At 60.7% G+C, this 20246-nt stretch carries 21 protein-coding genes; 12 read left to right on the top strand and 9 right to left on the bottom strand.

Annotated elements, in window-relative coordinates; genetic code table 11:
- Positions 1 to 9 precede the first annotated feature (9 nt).
- From GYN08_RS13535 to GYN08_RS13500, 8 genes are all read left to right on the top strand, one after another.
- Entirely contained in the window at positions 10 to 822 is an 813-nt protein-coding gene (locus GYN08_RS13535; protein ID WP_166275039.1) for a carbohydrate ABC transporter permease, read from the top strand.
- A gap of 94 nt (positions 823 to 916) precedes the next feature.
- Entirely contained in the window at positions 917 to 2758 is a 1842-nt protein-coding gene (locus GYN08_RS13530) for a glycoside hydrolase family 2 protein (RefSeq protein WP_166275037.1), read from the top strand.
- Positions 2759 to 3071: 313 nt separating this feature from the next.
- Positions 3072 to 3257: a hypothetical protein gene (locus GYN08_RS13525; protein WP_235946237.1), complete on the top strand. Its 186-nt coding sequence runs from the start codon at positions 3072 to 3074 to the stop codon at positions 3255 to 3257.
- 198 nt (positions 3258 to 3455) lie between these two features.
- Positions 3456 to 3737, top strand: coding sequence for a hypothetical protein (locus GYN08_RS13520; protein ID WP_166275033.1), 282 nt, complete (start codon positions 3456 to 3458; stop codon positions 3735 to 3737).
- 161 nt (positions 3738 to 3898) lie between these two features.
- Positions 3899 to 4942: an alpha/beta fold hydrolase gene (locus GYN08_RS13515; protein WP_166275031.1), complete on the top strand. Its 1044-nt coding sequence runs from the start codon at positions 3899 to 3901 to the stop codon at positions 4940 to 4942.
- A gap of 26 nt (positions 4943 to 4968) precedes the next feature.
- Positions 4969 to 5976 (top strand): alpha/beta fold hydrolase, encoded by a 1008-nt coding sequence (locus tag GYN08_RS13510; RefSeq protein WP_235946235.1) that lies wholly within the window; start codon positions 4969 to 4971, stop codon positions 5974 to 5976.
- A gap of 98 nt (positions 5977 to 6074) precedes the next feature.
- Entirely contained in the window at positions 6075 to 6950 is an 876-nt protein-coding gene (locus tag GYN08_RS13505; protein WP_166275029.1) for an SDR family oxidoreductase, read from the top strand.
- 171 nt (positions 6951 to 7121) lie between these two features.
- Positions 7122 to 7709, top strand: coding sequence for a GNAT family N-acetyltransferase (locus GYN08_RS13500; protein ID WP_166275027.1), 588 nt, complete (start codon positions 7122 to 7124; stop codon positions 7707 to 7709).
- A 211-nt stretch (positions 7710 to 7920) separates the two neighbouring features.
- Here the strand turns inward: GYN08_RS13500 and GYN08_RS13495 are convergent, their stop codons facing one another.
- Genes GYN08_RS13495 through nikA form a run of 5 tightly spaced genes read right to left on the bottom strand, consistent with a single transcriptional unit; the run spans position 7921 to position 12842 of the window.
- A complete protein-coding gene (locus GYN08_RS13495; RefSeq protein ID WP_166275025.1) occupies positions 7921 to 8709 on the bottom strand; it encodes an ABC transporter ATP-binding protein in 789 nt (262 codons plus the stop codon).
- On the bottom strand, positions 8706 to 9503 hold the full coding sequence (locus GYN08_RS13490) for an ABC transporter ATP-binding protein (RefSeq protein WP_166275023.1): 798 nt from the start codon (positions 9501 to 9503) through the stop codon (positions 8706 to 8708). Before GYN08_RS13490 ends, GYN08_RS13495 begins: the two co-directional genes overlap by 4 nt.
- Entirely contained in the window at positions 9500 to 10357 is an 858-nt protein-coding gene (gene nikC, locus GYN08_RS13485; RefSeq protein ID WP_166275021.1) for a nickel transporter permease, read from the bottom strand. The genes GYN08_RS13490 and nikC overlap by 4 nt, the downstream gene beginning before the upstream one ends.
- Positions 10354 to 11301 carry a nickel ABC transporter permease gene (gene nikB / locus GYN08_RS13480; protein ID WP_166275019.1) on the bottom strand — a complete coding sequence of 316 codons (948 nt, stop codon included), beginning with the start codon at positions 11299 to 11301 and terminating at the stop codon, positions 10354 to 10356. The genes nikC and nikB overlap by 4 nt, the downstream gene beginning before the upstream one ends.
- The gene (gene nikA / locus GYN08_RS13475; RefSeq protein WP_166275611.1) at positions 11301 to 12842 is read right to left on the bottom strand and encodes a nickel ABC transporter substrate-binding protein; all 1542 of its coding nucleotides are present in this window, start codon (positions 12840 to 12842) and stop codon (positions 11301 to 11303) included. The genes nikB and nikA overlap by 1 nt, the downstream gene beginning before the upstream one ends.
- A gap of 180 nt (positions 12843 to 13022) precedes the next feature.
- On the opposite strand from nikA, the gene GYN08_RS13470 reads away from it, so the two are divergent.
- Complete coding sequence (locus GYN08_RS13470; RefSeq protein WP_166275017.1) at positions 13023 to 13196, top strand: hypothetical protein; 174 nt, start codon at positions 13023 to 13025, stop codon at positions 13194 to 13196.
- Positions 13197 to 13291: 95 nt separating this feature from the next.
- Here the strand turns inward: GYN08_RS13470 and rluF are convergent, their stop codons facing one another.
- The 4 genes from rluF to GYN08_RS13450 all read right to left on the bottom strand — a co-directional run bounded on the left by rluF (position 13292) and on the right by GYN08_RS13450 (position 17307).
- The gene (rluF, locus tag GYN08_RS13465) at positions 13292 to 14005 is read right to left on the bottom strand and encodes a 23S rRNA pseudouridine(2604) synthase RluF (protein WP_166275015.1); all 714 of its coding nucleotides are present in this window, start codon (positions 14003 to 14005) and stop codon (positions 13292 to 13294) included.
- 151 nt (positions 14006 to 14156) lie between these two features.
- Entirely contained in the window at positions 14157 to 14759 is a 603-nt protein-coding gene (locus GYN08_RS13460) for a response regulator transcription factor (RefSeq protein ID WP_166275013.1), read from the bottom strand.
- A gap of 3 nt (positions 14760 to 14762) precedes the next feature.
- On the bottom strand, positions 14763 to 16004 hold the full coding sequence (locus tag GYN08_RS13455; protein WP_166275609.1) for a sensor histidine kinase: 1242 nt from the start codon (positions 16002 to 16004) through the stop codon (positions 14763 to 14765).
- 229 nt (positions 16005 to 16233) lie between these two features.
- Positions 16234 to 17307 (bottom strand): fatty acid desaturase, encoded by a 1074-nt coding sequence (locus GYN08_RS13450; RefSeq protein WP_166275011.1) that lies wholly within the window; start codon positions 17305 to 17307, stop codon positions 16234 to 16236.
- A 240-nt stretch (positions 17308 to 17547) separates the two neighbouring features.
- Between GYN08_RS13450 and GYN08_RS13445 the strand changes: the two genes are divergently transcribed.
- From GYN08_RS13445 to GYN08_RS13435, 3 genes are read left to right on the top strand one after another with little or no spacing between them, the layout of a single operon-like run.
- Complete coding sequence (locus GYN08_RS13445; RefSeq protein ID WP_166275009.1) at positions 17548 to 18330, top strand: MBL fold metallo-hydrolase; 783 nt, start codon at positions 17548 to 17550, stop codon at positions 18328 to 18330.
- Positions 18331 to 18353: 23 nt separating this feature from the next.
- The gene (locus GYN08_RS13440; protein ID WP_166275007.1) at positions 18354 to 19085 is read left to right on the top strand and encodes a response regulator transcription factor; all 732 of its coding nucleotides are present in this window, start codon (positions 18354 to 18356) and stop codon (positions 19083 to 19085) included.
- Positions 19069 to 20229 (top strand): sensor histidine kinase, encoded by a 1161-nt coding sequence (locus GYN08_RS13435; RefSeq protein WP_166275005.1) that lies wholly within the window; start codon positions 19069 to 19071, stop codon positions 20227 to 20229. Before GYN08_RS13440 ends, GYN08_RS13435 begins: the two co-directional genes overlap by 17 nt.
- Positions 20230 to 20246 lie beyond the last annotated feature (17 nt).

The following is a 20246-nucleotide window of genomic DNA, read 5'->3' as shown; positions in this document are numbered from 1 at the left end:
GGAGTCCACATGCTCGATCGCATTTATCCGTACGTCGTCCGCATCGCGGCCGTCCTGTTTGCCGTCATGTTCCTGATCCCGATCGTTTGGATGCTGGCGCTCTCGCTGACGCCCGAAAGGGGCAGCCTGTTCTCCGGCGGCTTCAACCTGTCGCTCGACAACTATATGACCGTGCTGAACCGGGCGCCGATCTTCGGTTGGATGGGAAACAGCTTAATGGTATCGTTGATTACGACGGCGCTGGTGCTGCTGCTGGCGTCGATGGCGGCGTATTCGTTTTCCCGCATCCGCTTTCCCGGCAGCAAAGTGCTGTTCGTCCTGTTCCTGTCGGCGATGATGATTCCGGGCGAAGCGACGCTCATTCCGCTGTACCTGCTGATGCGCGACGTCGGCCTGCTGGGCACGCGCACCTCGCTGATTCTGCCGGCGATCGCCGGCCCGATGGGCATTTTCATCCTGAAGCAGTTCTTCGACGGACTGCCGAAAGATCTGGAGGAAGCGGCGCGCATGGACGGAGCCGGCTTTTTCAAGATCTGGTACCGCATCTTTCTGCCGCTGTCTCGTCCGGCGCTGGCCGCGCTCGGGATCTTCACTTTCATCGGCGCGTGGAACGACTACGTCTGGCCGCTGATCTCCATCTCGGACAAGGCGTACATGACGATCACGCTCGGCCTGCCGATGTTCCAAAGCTCGTACAACCAGGAGTACGCCCTGCCGATGACCGCGAACGCGCTCGCCGCCATTCCGGTGCTGATCGTGTTCCTCATTTTCCAGAAGCAGATCATCAAAGGCATCGCGTTTACCGGCGGCAAAGAAATGTAAGAAGAAGGCTTGACTGCCGCGAAAAAAAACAACACGGCGAAACGAAGCGTCTTCTGCGCGTCGTTCGGGCCGGTTGAACGTTCAAGGAGGGCTTATGTCTAATTCCAACCAATCTTCGCTTCGGCAATCGCAAAACGGCGCTCAGGCGCTGCCCCGTCCCGAGTATCCGCGGCCGCAGCTGCAGCGCGCCGAATGGTCGAACCTGAACGGCGAATGGGAATTCGCGTTCGACGACGAGCGCCGCGGGGACCGCGAGCGCTGGTACGAGCCGGACGGAGCCGGTTTCGACCGCGTCATCCGCGTGCCGTTCGCGTTCCAGAGCAAGCTCAGCGGCATCGGCGATCCCGGCTTCCACGATCTGGTCTGGTACCGCCGCCGCTTCGATTCCCCGTCCGAATGGGCGGGCAGACGGATTCTTTTGCATATCGGAGCCTGCGATTACCGATCGACGGTCTGGGTGAACGGCCGATGGGCGGCTTCGCACGAAGGAGGCCATACGCCTTTTCATGCGGACGTGACCGACCTGCTGAACGCCGACGGGGAGAACGTTGTCGTCGTGCGGGCCGAAGACTTCAGCCGCGACGTGACGCTGCCCCGGGGCAAGCAGTTCTGGAAGGAAGGGTCCGAGAGCATTTTCTATACGCGCACGACGGGGATCTGGCAGACCGTCTGGCTGGAGCCGGTGCATGAGGCGCATCTGGAAAAGGTGAAGTTTACGCCCGATATCGATCGCGGCGAGATTCGGATGAGGATGTTCTTCTCGCGGGCGGCCGCGGACGCGGGAAGCCGGGCGGGGGACGGTCCGATCACCGCCGTCATCCGCGTATCGTTCGAGGGGCAGCCGGTCGCGGAGGAGCGCTTCCCGGTGCTGCACGCCGAGGAATCGAGGGCGATCGGACTGAACGACTTCAACGATCACGGTCTCGGACGCTGGTGGACGCCGGAGAAGCCGAATCTGTACGACGTCGAAATCGAGCTGATCCGCGGCGATCGGACGCTCGATAAGGTCGGCAGCTACTTCGGCATGCGCAAAGTCTCGATCGAGAACGGCCGGTTCAGCCTGAACAACCGTCCGTACTTTATGCGTCTGGTGCTCGATCAGGGTTATTTCCCGGACGGCGTGCTGACCGCTCCGACGGACGAAGATTATGCGCGCGATATCCGGCTGACCAAGGAAATGGGCTTCGACGGCGTGCGCAAGCACCAGAAGATGGAGGACCCGCGCTTCCTGTACTGGTGCGACAAAATGGGGCTGCTCGTCTGGGGCGAAGCGGCGAACGCCTACGCGTATTCGGAGGAATACGTCCGCAGCTTCACCCGCGAATGGCAGGAAGCGCTCGACCGCGATTACAATCATCCGTGCATCGTCGTCTGGGTGCCGATGAACGAGAGCTGGGGCATCCCGAACGTGCAGATCGACCGCAGGCAGCAGGAACACGGCCTGACGCTGTACCATCTGACGAAATCGCTCGACGAGTCGCGCCCGGTCATTTATAACGACGGCTGGGAAATGATGAAGACGGATATCGTGGCGATTCACGATTACGAATGGCGCGAGGAAGTGCTGAGCGAGCGGTATGTCTCGGCGGAAAAAGCGACGCAGGCCATGCCGGCCAACCGGCGCATCTTCGTCGGCGGCAGCCGCTACGAAGGGCAGCCGATTCTCGTCACCGAGTTCGGCGGCATCGCCTACAAGAAAAGCGAGTGGGAAGGCTGGGGCTACTCCGGCGCGGAGAACGACGAAGACTTCCTGGCCCGGCTGGGCGCCGTCATTCGTCCGCTGACCCTCTCCGGCGTCGTGCAGGGCTTCTGCTACACGCAGTTGACCGACGTGGAGCAGGAGATCAACGGATTGGTGACGTACGACCGCGTGCCGAAGGTGCCGACGGAGGAGATCCGGGCGGTGGTGCGGGGCGAACGGCAAGAAAGCGAATAGGCATTTCGTGAAAACGGCTGTCCGTGTCCCTTGGGGGCCGGCAGCCGTTTTTTTGTGAACGGCGGAGCGTCTTCGAGAGGAGCGTGAAGGCTGAAAGTTCAAAAATAAGGTATGTCCTTCAAAAGCGGACATGTTTCTTCTTCCTTCATACAAACCTCCTTTTGACACATAATGTTCACCGTAAAAGCTGTGTTTTCAGTGTGGACGCCTCTATCCATTCCTTACATCGCGAGTTATAATGAAAGCGTAATCAAATTCACATGAAGACGTCGATGAAGACGTTGATTTTCATCATCCAAGGAGGATGGGGAGCATGATGGCAGGACTGAAAGAATTCAAAAGTTGGATCAGCGGAACGCGGCAGATGGAAGTGGCTTGGGGAGAAGAGGATTACCGGAAGTTGGAGTTCTCGGCAGCGCGTCACCTGCATACGCCCGAAGTGCGGAGTCCGATTACTTACGAGGAAGAAGCGCGGATGAAGATGGTTCAATACCATTAATCCGCTGCCCGCGTTGTCGATATAGATGCACGAAGCGAACCGGATCTCAGATCGGGCCGCGGCTGCCGGGAAATCCGGCAGCCGCGGCCTTTATTTATTTGTCCGAGGTCATTCCCGGATGGGCCATGCCGTGCTTCTTATGCTACAATTGGAGCGCGTGCAATCGCCGCGAGACGATCTGCGAAAGGATGAACGAGAATGAGCGAACAACAGGTGAACGAACGCGAGCTGATCGCGTATATCGTCGATAAAACGGGAGCGGACGAGGCCGGCATCAAAACGGTGCTGAAGCACGAGCAGGCCTTCATCGAAGCGGCGGCCAAAAAGCCCGGCGACACGATCGAACTGGACAGCGACGAGCTGGTCGACTACGTGATGAGCCGCAAAGACGTTAAGCTGAACGAACTGCAAGTCGAGAACGTGCTGGATGCCGAGATGGCTTATTTGATCGACAAAGGACTGGCGGGGTACGAGGACTAGACTCCGGAGGCTCGTACGGAACCGCTGCAGGAAGACGCGTCTGTACGCGGAAATTTGCGGGATGCGCTGCACGGCGGATCGCCCGGCAAACTTTCGCGGAACGGGACGCGTCTTTTTGTATGGAGAGGCAGGCGCTTGCCCGCGACGAAAGGGGAATGTAAATGGAGAGATTGGACGGCACGGATCGGAACGAACCTGCGGAACGACCGGCGAAGCCGGCACGGAAGCCGAGAAGGCCGCTGCGGCGAATCTTGACGGTATTCAACGGGATGCTGATCGTCCTGCTTGTACTGCTGCTGGCGGGTTTCGTCTACCAATGGTTCGGCGAGCGAAGCGACCGGGAAGCCTATGTCGCGCCCGGACAGCGGGTCGAGGTGGACGGGCGCATGATGCACGTCTATCACGAGGAGAAGCCGGGCAAAGCGGCGGACGAAGGCACGGTGGTGCTGATCTCGGGATGGGGCACGGCCAATCCCTACGCCGACTTTTCGCCGGTCTATCCGCTTCTGCGGGACAAGGCTTCCTTCGCCGTCGTCGACCGTTTCGGCTACGGATACAGCGACGTGACGGACGAGAAGCGGAAGATCGACCGCATGGCGGAAGAGCTGCACGAAGGATTGAAAAAAGCGGGCGTACGGCCTCCGTACGTGCTGACCGCGCACTCGCTGGGCAGCTTGGAAGCGATCCGTTTTGCCCAGCGTTATCCCGACGAGGTAAAAGGAATCGTCATGATCGACAGCGGATCGCCCGAATTCTATCTGGATTTCCCGGTACGCACGATGCAGCTGCAGCGGGTGGCCATCAAGTCGGGCCTCGTGCGGGCGCTGTATCATGTCAAAGGATTCGATGCCTACCTCAACGGCCAGAGAAACGGGCTTAAGCTGCTGTCCCCGGAGATGAAGGAGCAGGACCGGCTGGCGACGCTGCTCGTGGCGATCAACGACAACGTGACGAACGAAATACGGGAGGCCGCCGCCAACGCGGGCAGGGTGATCGAGGACAAGAGCCGGCTCGATCTTCCGATGACTCAGCTTGTCGCCGACCAGTTCGGAGCGGTGACGGAAGAATGGCTGGACGACCAGCGGCGGTTCGGCGAATCGTGGTCCGAAAGTTCGAGCGTGGTTTTGGTACAGGGCAGCGCGCATTCCATTCAGGCTTATCATCCGGAGGCGGTTGCCGAAGCCGCGCTTGAGCTGGCGGAGTAAGCCGACTTCCGCAAGAAGGAGAGAGGATGTTGAAGAAAAGAAACAGAACGCTGCCGCATCGGCTGGTCACATTTTTCATCCGGACGCTGCTCATCCTGCTTGCGCTGCTGCTGGCGGGTTTCGTCTACCAATGGTTCGGCGAACGGAGCGACCGGGAAGCCTATATCGCGCCCGGACAGCGGGTCGAGGTAAACGGGCATAAGATGCACGTGTACCACGAAGAGAAGCCGGGAAAGGCGGCGGACGAAGCGACCGTGGTGCTGATCGCGGGCTGGGGCACGCCGAATCCGTACGCGAATTTTTCGCCGATCTACGATAAGCTCAGAGGCAGAGTGAGCTTTGCCGTCGTGGAGCGGTTCGGATACGGCTACAGCGAGGTGACGGACGACAAACGGGAGATCGACGCGATGACGGAGGAACTGCACGAAGCGCTGGAAAAAGCGGGCGTCCGTCCTCCTTACGTATTGGCTCCGCATTCGCTCGGCGTGTTGGAAGCGATCCGGTTCTCGAAATTCCACCCGGACGAGGTCAAAGGACTGGTCATGATCGATACGGGATCGCCGGAGTTCTACGAAACGTTCCCGTCGCAGGCGCTGCAGTCGCGGCTGCAGCGGATCGCGATCAAATCGGGCATCGTCCGCGCTCTGTACCATGTGCCGGGATTTGCGGAACGGGTCGCCGCCGGGCGCAACGGGCTCAAGCTGCTGACGCCGGAGATGAAGAAGCAGGACCGGCTGGCCACGCTGCTGGTCGCCAACAACAAGAACGTGACGGACGAAATGCGGGAAATGCATGCCAACGCCCGCAAGGTGGTTCAAGACAAGGAGAAACTGAACATTCCGATGACCGTGCTGGTCGCGGACCATTTGGGCAGAACGAGCGAGGAACGGATGGACGCGCAGCGGCAGTTCGCCGAGACCTGGTCGAACGATTCGCAGGTCGTGCTCGTGCGGGGAAGCGGTCATTCCATGCAGGCTTATCAGCCCCAGGCTATCGCGGATGCGCTGATTGAAAGGGTAGAGAAAACCCGCTGACGAAAAGGAAGTTGACAACGATTTGTTCCTGGAACTATAATGGTTACAATTAAGCGGGAAAGCCCGCTCTGAAACCAAACCGAAGGAGCGATCCATTCATGGGCAAAATTATCGTAACCGGAGCTTCCGGACATCTCGGCACGGCGGCGATCCGCCATCTGCTGGACCTCGGCGTGCAGCCGGGCGATATCGTCGGTGTCGTGCGCGACAAGGCCAAGGGAGCGGCATTGGCCGAGCTCGGCGTCGAGCTGCGGCTCGGCGATTACGACGATGCGGCGTCGCTGCCGTCGGCGTTCGAAGGCGGGGAGAAGCTGCTGTTCGTCTCGGCTTCCTCGATGGACAATACGCTGCGCATCCGCCAGCACGCGGCCGTGGTGGAAGCGGCGCGTAACGCGGGCATCAAGCATATCGCTTATACGGGCATCGCGTTCGGGGAGAAGATGACGACCGGGCTGGAGAACGTTCACTTGGCGACGGAGTACATGATCCGCACGACCGGCGCGGCTTACACGTTCCTGCGCAACGGATTTTATCTGGAACTGCTTGTCAACGAAGGAACGGCCGGCGTCGTCGAAGGCGGCACGGTTATCTCCGCGGCTCCGAGCGGCAAAATGAATTACGTGACCCGCGACAATCTGGCCCGTGCGGCCGCCGTCGTGCTGACGCGCGAGGGCCATGAGAACAAAGCGTACGAGCTGACGGCTTCGCATCCTTTCTCCTACGACGAGTATGCGGCCGTGCTGGCGGAAGTCTCCGGCAAGCCGGTCGTTCATAAGGCGCTGCCTGCTCCGGAAGCCGTAAGCGCGATGGTCGCTGCCGGCGTGCCGGAAGGCGGCGCGGGCTTTCTGATCCATGTGGTCGACGCCGCGATCGAAAGAGGCGAATTCGGCCTGCCGTCGGACGATCTGGCGAACCTGATCGGGGACGCGTACACGCCGCTGAAAACGGCGGTAGAGCAGGCGCTTAACGGCTGATTTCTTAAGGCGAAGAAGAACCGCCCGCGGGCTTTCCGGTGATCGGAGACGCCGCGGGCGGTTTTTTCGTCGGAACGACTGCCGAAAGGGACTCGATTTTCTCGCCGTCTTGTGATAATATAGCCGGAAAATCCGATTTGGATCAATCCACGGCGGCAGAGAGGCGATCATATGACAGAAGACGTTTTGATTCGCATGGCAGAAGAAAAAGACGCGCGGGAGCTGCTGGAAATCTACGCTCCTTACGTGACGGACACGGCGATTACTTTCGAGTACGAAGTCCCCGAACTCGAAGACTTCGCGGGGCGCATCCGGCAGACGCTGCAAAGATACCCGTATCTGGTGATCGTGCAGAGCGGGCGGATCTGCGGCTATGCGTACGCGTCCGCGTTCAAGACGCGCGCCGCTTACGACTGGGCTGTCGAGACGAGCGTGTACATGCGGCAGGACTGCCGGGGTGCCGGGCTCGGAAGCCGGCTTTACCTGGCGTTGGAGGAGATGCTGCGCAGACAGAACATCCTGAATCTGAACGCCTGCATCGCTTATCCGCGCGAGACGGGACCGTATCTGGACGATTCCAGCGTACGCTTCCACGAACGGTTCGACTACGAGAAAGTCGCCCATTTTACCAAATGCGCGCACAAGTTCGATCAGTGGTACGACATGATCTGGATGGAGAAGATGATCGGGGAGCATCCCGAGAAGCCCGAGCCGATCATTCCGGCGGGGGAACTGGACTTAAGCTCATTCCAATTCTGATTCCGAGCAAAAAGACGCAGACCGTCAGGTCTGCGTCTTTTTGCTGCGGAAAAGTCCGATCCACGGCGGGAACCGTTCGTTCGGGCTGCGATTCGCGGAGGTTTTAGTCGCGGCCGAGAAGCGGACCGTACCGCTCTTTTTCGCGGGAGAAGCGCTGCCCGCGCATCGGCCGGGTTGAGCGTTAGCTTTTCCGCGCGGTCTAACGAATGTGTCAAAAGATCGAAATCAATTCCCGGGTGTACGGCTGCCGCTCTTCCGCGAAGAGGTCGTCCGCGCCGAAGCGGTCGACGATCTCTCCGCCGCGCATGACCATGATCCGCTGGCTCATCCGGTGTACGGCGGCGAGATCGTGCGAGATGAACAGGTAAGACAGGCCCAGCGACGTGCGCAGCCGGGTCAGCAGATCGAGCACGGCTCCCTGCGAGATCACGTCGAGGCTGGCCGTCGGTTCGTCGAGCACGACGACGTCCGGCTCGATGCCGATCGCCCGCGCGATGGTTGCGCGCTGGCGCTGCCCGCCGCTGAGCTCGTGCGGATAGCGGCCGGCCAGTTCGGCCGGAAGCTCGACGGCTTCGAGCAGCCGCCGGATATAGGCGTAGCGCGACGTATACGCGAAGTGGCTCAGCTTCGCGTCCCGGCCGAGCTGCTCGTAAGGGTCGATCAGCGAATCGGCGACTTTGAGCTTGGGATTCAGCGCGGCCGTCGGGTTCTGGAATACGATCTGGATGCGGCGGCGGTGCGGGCGCAGCTTACGGCCGTTCAGCCGGGCGATATCCGTATCGCCGAGCAGGATCGAGCCGCTGTCGGCGTCTTCGATGCGCAGCAGGCAGCGGGCCAGCGTGCTTTTGCCGCAGCCGCTCTCGCCGACGAGGCCCAGGCATTCGCCGCGGCCGATGGCGAAAGAGACGCCGTTTACGGCCGGGCGGTCCGCGCCGGCATAGGTGCGCACGAGGCCGTCCACGGCGATGACGGGCGATTCCGCCGTATATTCCCTGTTCATGGTCTTTCTTCCTCGAGCCCCGACTTCAGCGAGCGGCCCAGGACGGGAGCCGCTTCGATCAGCTTTCGGGTGTATTCGTGCTGCGGATGGTCGAGAATGCGGTGCTTGCCTCCGGACTCGACGATCCGTCCTTCCTGCATGACGGAGAGCCGGTTCGCGTACCGCCGGACGTGCCGCCAGTCATGCGTGATGAACAAAATCGCGCAGCCGGTCTCCGCCTGTTTGCGCGCCAGCAGCTCCAGCACGCGGTGGGCGGAGACGCTGTCGAGCGCCGTGGTCGCCTCGTCGGCGATCAGCAGCCGCGGCGAGAGCAGCAGCGCCGTCGCGATCGCGGCCCGCTGCAGCTGCCCGCCGCTCAGCTGGAACGGATAGCGGCGCAGCAGCGCGGCGTCCAGTCCGACCGACTCCAGCGCCTCGGCGGCTTTGGCGCGGCGCACGAACTTCGAAGTCTCCCCGTGGACTTTCTGGTATTCGTCGAAATGTCCGCCGATGCTGCGAAACGGCGTGAACGCGCCCTGATAATCCTGAAAAATATACGAGATGCGGCTGCCCCGAAGGGCGCGCATCTCGCGGGGGCCTCGCTCCAGCAGGTCGCTTCCTTCGAACAGGATTCGGCCGGACGCATGCAGATTGGGCGGCAGCAGCCGGCCGACCGCCTGCGACAGCAGGCTTTTGCCGCTGCCGCTCTGGCCGACCAGCGCCATGAATTCGCCTTCGCGCACGGCCAGCGAGACGCTGTCCACGATGGTGCGGTCCCGTCCGGCGATGCTCAGCTCTTCGATGGAGAGAATCACGGCTGCACCTCCTTTTTCACGTCGAACCGGTCTCTCAAGTAATCGCCCAGCATGTTCGCGAGCAGCACGACCGAGACGATAGCGAGCCCCGGGTAAACCATGAGCTCCGGCCGGGATTGGAAGTACGGCCGCGAATCGTTCAGCATCGTGCCCCATTCCGGGGTCGGCGGCTGAGCGCCCAGTCCGATGTAGGACAGCGAGGAGATCAGCAGAATAATTTTGCCCAGATCGAGGCTGACCAGCACGAGCACATGTCCCGCGATATGCGGAAGCAGATGCTTGGTCATGATGCGGATATCCGACAGGCCGTTCGTGCGGGCGATACGGATGTAGTCTTTTTGCGATTCGGACAGGACGGTGCTGCGGACGAGGCGGGCGTAGCTGACCCATTTGACGATGACGATCGCCAACACCAGATTGCCGATGCCCGCGCCGAGCAGGCCGCTCAGCACGATGGCGACGATCGTGTCGGGAAAAGCCAGAAAGCCGTCGGCGATCCGCATGAACAGCTTGTCGACCCAGCCGCGCTTGTAGCCGGCGAGCAGGCCGAACGGGATGCCGATGATCAGCGCCGCGCCCAGCGCCAGCAGGCTGTAGCCGATCGTCTGGACGCCGCCGAGCAGCAGTCGGGTCAGCACGTCGCGCCCCAAATGATCGGTGCCGAGCGGATGGAGGGCGCTTGCGCCGAGCAGCCGGCCGCGCAGGTCGGTCAGCGACGGATCGTGCTTCAGATACAAAAAAGCATAGGCGGAGGCCGCGACGGCGAGCAGCGCGAACAGGGCGGCGATCGACGCCTGCCAGCCGTGCTTTTTTTTCTTCGGCGCGAACGGCGCGCGCAGAGGCAAGCTCTTCATCGGTGGGCCTCCTTTTCCTTAAGCTTCATTTCGGGATTCAAATAACGGTACGACAGGTCGACGGCCGTGTTCACGACGAACACGACGACGGCCATAATCAGGATGTAGCCCTGGATCAGCGGATAATCGCGCTGGCGGATGGCGTCGACGACGAGCTTGCCGATGCCGGGATAGGCGAACAGCACTTCGATGACGACGACCCCGCCGATCAGGCTGCCCAGGCTGACGCCGAACACGGTAATGACGGGCGGCAGGCTGTGGCGCAGCGCGTGCAGCCAGAAGATCCGTTCTTCGGACAGTCCTCTCGCCCGCGCGGAGCGGACGAACTCCTGGCTGAGCGAGTCGAGCAGGCTGGAGCGCAGCAGACGCACGTAGACGCTGGAGATGGCGAGCCCCAGCGTCAGCGACGGCAGGATGAGCGATGCGAAGCCGTCCCGGCCCATCGTCGGCAGGCTGCCGAAGCGGACGCCGAACAGGTCGATCAGGATCAATCCGAGCCAGAAGCTGGGTACCGCCGCGCCGACGATCGACAGCATGCGGCTCAGCGTGTCGATCCAGCTGCCGCGGTACACCGCGGACAGCGAACCGAGCGGCAGGGCCACGAGCAGCATGACCAGCAGCGCGCCGAACGTCAGCTCGGCGGTGGCCGGCAGCGCCCGCAGCAGCGTCTGCATGACGGGTTGGCCGGTCGAATACGAGCTGCCGAAGTCCAGCCGGACGAAGTCGAGCAGCCAGTTCCCGAACTGGATCAACAAAGGATCGTTGAAGCCCATCTCCTCGCGCATCGCCTCGACCTGCTCCCGGCTGACCGACAGCTCGTCCACGTTCAGGATCGTCAGCACCGGATCGCCGGGAGCCAGCCGGATGAACAGGAAGCTGACGAACATGATGAACAGCAGGAAGACGAACACTTCGAGAAATTTGCGGAGCAGAATGCGAAACATTACATCACGTCCAGCTTATTGGTGATCATGTAGTACTCGCTGCGCGTCGTGACCCAATTTTTGATCTTCCTGCCGTCGTAGGCGACGATCGTGCCCGGATGCAGAACGAACGAGTTCATCACGTTGTCGTGCACGTAGTTGGCGGCCCGCTCGGCAAGTTCCGCGCGCTTGGCCGGGTCGACGGTCAGATTCAGTTCGTCGATGATCGCCGTCAGCTTCGGATCTTCCGCGCCGCTGAAGTTCAGCGATCCCGTCGGATGGTACGTCGCGTTCAGGTAATAGCCGGCGTCTCCGCGCGGCGCGGTCAGATTGCTGTACGTTGCGATGTCCCAGTCCCGGTTCGACGCCATATATTCCTCCGGCGTGTCGATCTGGCGGATTTCCACCTCGATGCCGATCTGCTTGGCGTCGGACTGGAACACCTGCGCGATCAGCGGCAGGTCGGCGCGGGAGGAGTAGGTCAGCAGCGTCAGCTTGAGCGGCCGGCCGTTCTTCGTCATGGCGCCGTTTTCCCGCTTGTAGCCGGCTTCTTCGAGATAGCGCACGGCGGCGTCGGTTCCGCTCTCGGAAGCGGCGCTGCCGTACTTCGGCGCGAACGGCAGCGACGGAAGGAACGGCCCGATCGCCGGCTCGCCGTAGCCCAGCAGGATGGTATCGACGATGCCCTGGCGGTCGATCAGCGCGTCCAGCGCTTTGCGCACGTTCAGGTCCTTGATGCTCTCGCGCTCCATGTTCATCGTCAGCTGATGCACGCGGAACGTCGAAGTGGATTCGACGACCATGCCGTCGATCGCTTTGAGCGACTCCAGGCTTTCCACTTCCGGACGGTAGACGATGTCGACTTGGCCGGATTTGAGCGCGAGCGAGCGGGCGTTGGCGTCCTCGTTGAACGAGAACGTGACTGTATCGAGCGGCGCGGCGCCGTCCCAATATCCGTCGTAGCGGCTCAGCTCGAGCTTGCTGCCCGGGGTAAAGGAATCGAGCTTGAACGGCCCCGTGCCGACCGGCTTGTTCACGATGTCCGGTTCGCTCACGTCGATGATCGCCGTGTTCGGATTGACCAGTTCGGAAGCGAACTCCGGAAACGGCTGGGTCGTGGTGATTTCCAGCTTGTCGCCTTCCGCTTCGATCGTATCGATCTTCAGCGCGTTTTGGATCGCGGCGCTCTCTTTCAGGGCGCGTTCCAGCGACGCCTTGACGGAATCGCCGGTCAGCGGCTTGCCGTTCTGGAAGGTGACATTGTCGCGGAGGTCGATCGTCCAGTGCTGGCCGTCCTCGCTGTTCCAGCTCTCGGCGAGCCACGGGGCGACGGTCAGATTGTCTTCGTCGAGACGCACCAGCGTTTCCGTAATGCCCGCCCGCAGCGGTACGTAGCTGGAATCGACGTGCGGGTCGAGCGAGCTGGTAGAGAAGTTATACAGGAAATGGACGTTTTTGACGGCGGCATCGGACGCTTGGGCGGCAGGATTCGCATCGGAAGAAGATCCGCAGGCGCTCAGCAGTCCGGCTCCGAATACCAGGGAAGCGAGCAGCGGGAACATTTTTTTACGCAAAGGTAATACCCCTCTCTAATTCGTAAACATTATGATTAAAGCAATAGCACTCATATTATCGTAATGATTACGTTTTGACAAGGTATGTAAGTTGTTTCGTATAGGTAAGAGGATTTCGGCTTTTGGGCGAAAAATGGGTATTAACGATTAAAGAGGAGGGAGATCATCATGTTTCATAACAATTTGAACGGGGCCGATGAAGAAGCCGCCAAGCGAAGAGCTGAGCATTACGCCGACCGAGCGAAAAAAACGTCGATCAAACGAGCTTTGATCACGGTCGTGATCACCGTCGGCATCGTATTTTTGGTTTTGTACGGACTTGATTATCTGGGGATCCTTTAAACCTATGCGCTCCGCGGCTTGAAGCTGAAGAAACGCAAGCGAACGTAAATCCAAAAAGACGAACCTGGGGAGGTTCGTCTTTTTGCGAAAAGAAATTAACTGCTGCGCGGCTTGTAGTTCAAATCCTTGAACAGCCGGTCCAGCTCCTTCGGCGTGAGGTCGCGCCATTTGCCGGTCGGCAGGCTGTTCAGGTGAATGTTCATGATCCGGATGCGCTTAAGGGCACGGACGTTGTAACCGAGCGCTTCGCACATGCGGCGGATTTGGCGGTTGAGTCCCTGGGTCAGCGTGATCTGGAACACGAACTTGGACAGCTGTTCCACTTCGCACGGCAGCGTCTTCGTATCGAGAATCTCGACGCCGGCCGCCATCTTTTTCAGGAACTCCGGGGTGATGGGACGATCGACGGTCACGATGTATTCCTTCTCGTGGCGGTTCTCCGCGCGCAAAATTTCGTTGACGATGTCGCCGTCGTTGGTCAGCAGAATCAAGCCTTCGGAGTCTTTGTCGAGCCGTCCCACGTGGAAGATCCGCTGCGAATGGCCGACGAAGTCGACGATGTTGCCTTTGACGCTGCGTTCGGTCGTGCTGGTAATGCCCACCGGCTTGTTGAGCGCGATGTAGACGTTCTCCTGCGCGGCCTTTTCCTTGATCCGTTTGCCGCTGACCCGCACGTCGTCTCCCGGCTCCACCTGGCTGCCGAGGTCCGCCTTGGCGCCGTTGATGGTCACTTTGCCTTCGGCGATGATCTTGTCCGCGCCGCGTCTCGACGTGAAGCCGGACTCGGCGATATATTTGTTAATCCGCAATGGTAAGCACACCTTTCGATATTCTCTCTCTACCATAACGTAAACCGCAAAGGGTTGTACAGACGGAAGAGAGGGATGAGATCCCGGACAAGTCAAAAAGCCGGGCGCGGGGCACGGCTTCGCCAAAGGAATCGACATCAGCGGGAAAATCTCACTTGAACCAGCCCTTCTCCTTGAACCGCGTAATCGCCTCGATCCGGTTGCCGACGCCCAGCTTGTCCAAAATGACGGACACGTAGTTGCGGACCGTGCCGTTCGTGAGCGACAGCTCGCTTGCGATCTCTTTGGTGTTCTTGCCTTCGGAGATCAGCAGCAGCACTTCCTTCTCCCGGTCGGTGAGCGGATTCTCCTCGGCGAAGGCGGCATCGTCGACCAGCTCGGGCGCGTAGATCCGCCGGCCGGACATTACGCTGCGGATCGCGTCGGCCAGATCCTCGCTGGGGCTGTCTTTCAGCAGATAGCCGTGCGCGCCGGCCTTGATCGCCCGCTCGAAATAGCCGGACCGGGCGAAAGTCGTCAGGATCAAGACGCGGCAGCCGGAACCTTTGAGCTCTTCGGCCGCTTCCAGACCGGTCTTCTTGGGCATCTCGATGTCCATGACGCAGATGTCCGGCTTGTGCAGGCGCACGAGCCGGACCGCCTCTTCGCCGTCGCTTGCGCGGCCGACCACTTCCATGTCGTCCTCCAGATCGAGCAGCGAAGCCAGCGCGCCGAGCAGCATCCGCTGATCTTCCGCGATCACGATTCTGATCATGCTTCAATCCTCCTTATCGTGTGCCGGACCTCCCCGACCGATTTCGGTCTCCGGGCGTCGGTCCGCCGTTTCTTCATGCGCGTCGCGCTGCGCAAGCACGTTCGGAATCCGCATCGTCAGCAGCGTCCCCTGCTCGCCCGGCGGACGGGACGAAATTTCGAGGCTGCCGTTCACGAAATCCAGCCTTTCCCGCATGCCGCGCAGCCCGCTGCCGCGCGAAGAGCCGCCTCCCTGCCGCACGCCGCCGCGCGTCTGCGCGCCGAACTCCTTCATCCCGCTTCCGTTATCGGCGACGCGCACGACGAGTTCCGCCGGCAGCGGCTCGATCTCGATGGAGCAGGATGTCGCTCCGCTGTGCTTGACGACGTTGGTCACGGCTTCCTTCAGACACATGCTGACGACGTTTTCGTTCAGCAGCGAGGTGCGGGTCTGCGCCGGATCGCCGATCAGCGTGAATTCGATCTCCGCCGCTTTGAGAATCTGCCGCAGTCTCAGCACCTCGTCTTCGATATGCGTGCCCCGCATCTGCGTAACCAGCTCGCGAAGTTCTTTGAGCACGACGCGGGCCGTCTGCTGGACGTCGCGGATTTCCTCTTCGGCTCTGCCGGGATCTTTGGAGACCAGGCGGGCGGCCAGGTCGCTTTTGAGCCCGATCAGCGCCAGATTCTGGCCCAGCGTATCGTGCAGGTCGCGCGCGATCCGCTGACGTTCTTCCATGACGACCAGCTCGGAGATCCGTTTGTTGGCGTCTTCGAGCTGTCCTTCCAGCCGTTCGTTCCGGTTGCGGTTGTAAGTGGTCACGGGCAGCAGGATCACGGCGATGATCGTGAGCGCGACGAACGGCCACTGCGCGATCATCAAGGGATCGTGCCGCAGGAATCCGAGGTAGACGGAAGCGAGCGCGGCGGTCAATTGAATCGAATACATCGTGAAAAATCCGCTTTTGCTGCGGATATTGCCGACGAAATAGGCTGAAAATACCGCGAAATACACATAACCGAACATAAGCGTCATCGCGACCGAGAACACCAGCTGCATGCTTGTCCAAAAATACCGGAGTTTGCCTTTGGACGCAAAGGCCAGCAGGTAGCAGACGAAAAATCCGGAAACCATGAAAATGCCCGTTATCGCATGGAACGCGGTGGACGAACGGAAAATGAAGTAAAAAGGCAGAATATAAAAGACGACCCATACATAAGGATTGAGACCGGTGCTGCGCTGGAAGATCTGATACCATTTCTGCATGAACGTCCATCCTCCGTAAGCCGATGCCGGCGGCGGCGCGAACCCGGCGGGTCCGTGCGCCGCATGATTTTTTGTGACCATTATACCTCGCGGCCTCCTTTTTCCAAAATCTTTAAGCCGCTTCCGGACGCGGGAGCCGCCCGGCCGATATGACGAAGACCCCCGGAGCGAAAGCCCCCGGGGGTCGGTCTGCCGGACTGCGAACCGCGCGGCGTTCTGATTCGATGCGTCAGTCGCGGGGCAGCAGCGGTTTCTTGTTCAATTCGCGCGATACGGCTTGGACGGCGTTTTGCGGAAGCCCGCTGCGCACTTTTCGGCCGTAACCGGTAAACGTCTTGGTTTCTTCGTCCCACAGACGGAATTTCAGAGACTGCAGGCTGGTGCGCAGCGTGATCGTCGTCGCCTTTTGCAGCGGAACCGAAGAATCATGCGCCTTTTCCAGGTTGTAGTTCGGCACTTTCGGACTCAAATGATGCACATGGTGGAAGCCGATGTTGCCCGTGATCCACTGCAGCGGCTTCGGAAGTTTGTAGTACGAACTTCCTTCGACGGCCGCGTTCACGTAGCTCCATTCTTCTTCGTGCTCGAAATACGAATCTTCGAATTGATGCTGCACATAGAACAGCCAGATGCCGAGCAGTCCGGAGAAGAAGAAGACCGGAGCCTGCACGAGCACGAACGCCTGCCAGCCCATTGCCCAGGTCAGCGCCGCGTACAGCAGCACGATCAGCAGATTCGTCAGGTACGTGTTGCGGCGTTCGAGAGGCTTGGCGCCTTTGCGGTTGAACCGCGCCTGAATCAAGAATACGAAGATCGGCCCCAGACCGAACATGACGAGCGGATTGCGGTAAAAACGGTAAGCCATGCGGGTCCAGAACGGCGCTTCGGCGTATTCTTCGACCGTCAGCAGCCACATGTCGCCTTCGCCGCGCTTGTCGAGGTTGCTGCTCGTCGCATGGTGGCGGGTATGGCTGTATTTCCATTTGCGGTACGGCATCAGCGTAATGACGCCGGTGATCGTGCCGACGATATCGTTGGCTTTTTTATTGTTGAAAAAAGAACCGTGGCAGCAGTCGTGGAAGATGATGAACGTCCGAATGACGAAGCCGGACGCCACGAGCAGCAGCGGCAGGGCCAGCCAGTAGGATACGGACAGGGCCAGATAACCGCCGACCCAGAACAAGATCAGCGGGACGAGCGTATTGAACATCTGAAGGATGCTGGCTTTTGTATCTGTTTTTTCGTAAGGTTTCATATGCTGCTTGAGTTCCGTAATCGGGTTATGGCTTCGGGACGCGGTCATGGATGATTCCCCTTTCGCGGACATTCCTCGGAACGCCTCTATGCTTACGAGTATAAGGGAATCGCAAACGGGGCCACAGTCATAAACGTCAGTAGGCGGGCATGACAAATGTCATATCGCTAATTGGCTTACCGGAAATCCGATTCTGCCGGGTTCCGCGCGAGAGGCTTTCGGTGCATTTTTTCCTTGGCAGCGAAGCGTATAATAAAATGGAATTCACGACCTGGGAGGCCTGCCATCATGTTTCAGGATAACTGGTTTACGGTGCAGCGCATCGACGATTCTACCTACGCGATCAGCGAATACGGACACTGGGAGAAGGTCCATTCGTTTCTGCTGCTCGGACGGGAGAAGGCCGCGCTGATCGATACCGGGCTCGGCATCGACGATATCAAACGCATTACGGACAAGCTGACGGACCTGCCGGTCGATGTGCTGACGACTCATGTTCACGCCGATCATATCGGAAGCCACGGTCGGTTTGAACGCCTTTACGTGCACGAGCTGGACCGCGGCTGGCTGGAGAATGGAATCGAAGGATTGAGCCTTGAGCAGATTCGCCGCGACATGGGCCGGGATATCACGCGCCCGGTGCCGCCCGGCTTCGATCCCCGGACATATACGCCGTTTCGCGGTTCGCCGGCCGGTACGCTCGCGGACGGCGATACGGTGGACCTCGGGGACCGGACGTTGTCCGTTTACCATACGCCGGGCCATTCCCCGGGACATTTGAGCTTTTTCGACCGGGGCCGCGGTTACCTGTTCACCGGCGACCTGCTGTACGACGAGACGCCGGTATACGCTTTTTATCCGTCCACGAGCCCCGAAGACCTGATCGCGTCTTGGGAAAAGATCGCGGATATCCCGAATGTAACAAAGGTATACGGCTCGCACAATACGCTGGGACTTGCGCCGGACATTTTGGAACGGGCGAGATCGGCGGCAGGCTGGCTGCGGGAAAACGGACTGGCGAAGTTCGGTACGGGCACGCACCGGTTTAACGGGTTCAGCGTGCAGTTTTGAAAAAGAAAGCAGGGAGACGGAAAATGAACGGAAACCGCGAATTGCTGATCGTAGACGACGATAAAGACATTCTTGACGTGACGCGAACCTACCTGGAACTCGAAGGATATACCGTGCATACGGCCGCGAACGGCAGGGAGGCGCTGGAATTGTGGGAGAAAACTTCCGTGTCGCTTGTCATGCTGGACATTATGATGCCGGAACGGGACGGGCTGGACGTGTGCCGGGCGATTCGGGAAAAGTCCGGCGTGCCTATTTTGTTTCTGAGCGCAAAAGCCGGCGACGCGGACAAAGTGATCGGTCTGCGCACCGGGGCGGACGATTACGTCGTGAAGCCGTTCAGCCTGTCGGAGCTGTCCGCCCGGGTCGAGGCGCTGCTGCGCCGGTACCATATTCTGAGCGCGTCCGGCAGCGGGCGAGCTGCGGAGGCCGCGTCGGCCGAAGGCGGCGGGCTGCGGGTCGGCCGGCTGTCGATCGATCCCGCGGCGCGCGGCGTCGCTTCGGAAGGCCGGGAAATCCGGCTGACGCGGACCGAATACGACCTCCTGCTGCTGCTGGCGGAGAACCGGGGCAGGGTATTCACGCCGGAGCAAATGTATGTCCGCGTGCGCGGAGAAGAAGCGCTCGAAGGAGGAGCGGCGGCGATCATGGTGCATATCGCCAGGCTGCGCGAAAAGATCGGCGACGGGGACCGGCAGACCCGCATCATTCAAAACGTATGGGGAGTGGGATACAAAATTGAAAAAGAAGGGTAGGCTGCCGGGCATTCGGGCCAAATTCTATGCGGCGATCGCGCTGGGCATGGCGCTGGCCGGATTGTCGATCGCGGCCGTGCAATCGGCGCTGCCGCTGCTGTCCGGCGCCGCTCGCGAGCAGGTCGCGCAGTGGGAAGAATCGTACGCTTGGGTTTACTTCTTCGCTTTCGCGCTGCTGGCCTTGTCTTTTGCCTCCCTGTTTACGCGCAGCCTGATCCGGCGGATCGAGAAAATGGGCGAGACGGCGGAAGCGATCGGCCGCGGTGACCTGGCGCGCCGGACCGGTGACCGAAGCGTCGACGAGCTGGGCAGGCTGGCCCGGCATATCGACGAGATGGCAGGCCGATTGGAGGCTTCCGGCGAACGGGAACGACAGGCCGAAGCCGAGAAGAACGCCATCATCGCCGCGCTGTCGCACGATATGCGCACGCCGCTGACTTCTCTGTCGGGCTATCTGGAGATGGCGGAGCTTCGATTGAATCCGCTGCTGAAGCCGCTGCGCCGGGAGTGGGAATCGGATAGCGGGAAGGGGGAAGGCGCCGTCCCGATCGGCGAAGCGCTCCGCTGCATCGGTTCGGCCCGGCGCAAGACCGGCGAACTGAAGGATCAGGCCGAACGGCTGCTGGATTACGCGCTGCTGGGGGCGGACGGCAGGGAGGCGGATTTTGCCGTTTTCGAACCGGAGACGCTGCTCGGTCAGGTGATCGCCGACTTCCTGCCGGAGCTGGAACGGGCCGGCATGCGGGCGGAACGGCGGAGCCGTCCCGAAGCGAAAGGGGCAAAAGTGCTCGGCGATCCCGCTTTGCTGGCCCGGCTGCTGGGCAATTTGATCGAAAACGCCGTCCGCTACGGAAGTTCCGGCGGCCTGCTCTCCGTTCGCACCGCCTGCGCCGAGGGCTTCTTGACGATAGAGATCGCGAACGACGGAGAACCGATTGCGGAGCGGGACCTGCCGCGTGTGTTCGACCGCCTGTACACGGGCGAGAAGTCGCGCGGCGCCGACGCGGGCGGACGCGGCCTGGGGCTCGCCATCGTGCGCGAAATCGCCCGGCTGCACGGCGGCAGAGCGGAGGTCCGCAGCGGAACGGAAGAGACCTGTTTCAAGATTGTGCTGCCGCTGGCGCCGGACCCGTCCGAATCTTAAGAAAGTCGTAATCGTTT

It is taken from the genome of Saccharibacillus alkalitolerans (genome assembly GCF_011090185.1).
GTDB classification, from domain to species: Bacteria; Bacillota; Bacilli; order Paenibacillales; family Paenibacillaceae; genus Saccharibacillus; species Saccharibacillus alkalitolerans.
The sequence above is the reverse complement of the archived record's forward strand: the minus strand, read 5'-3'. Positions and strand labels throughout refer to the sequence as shown.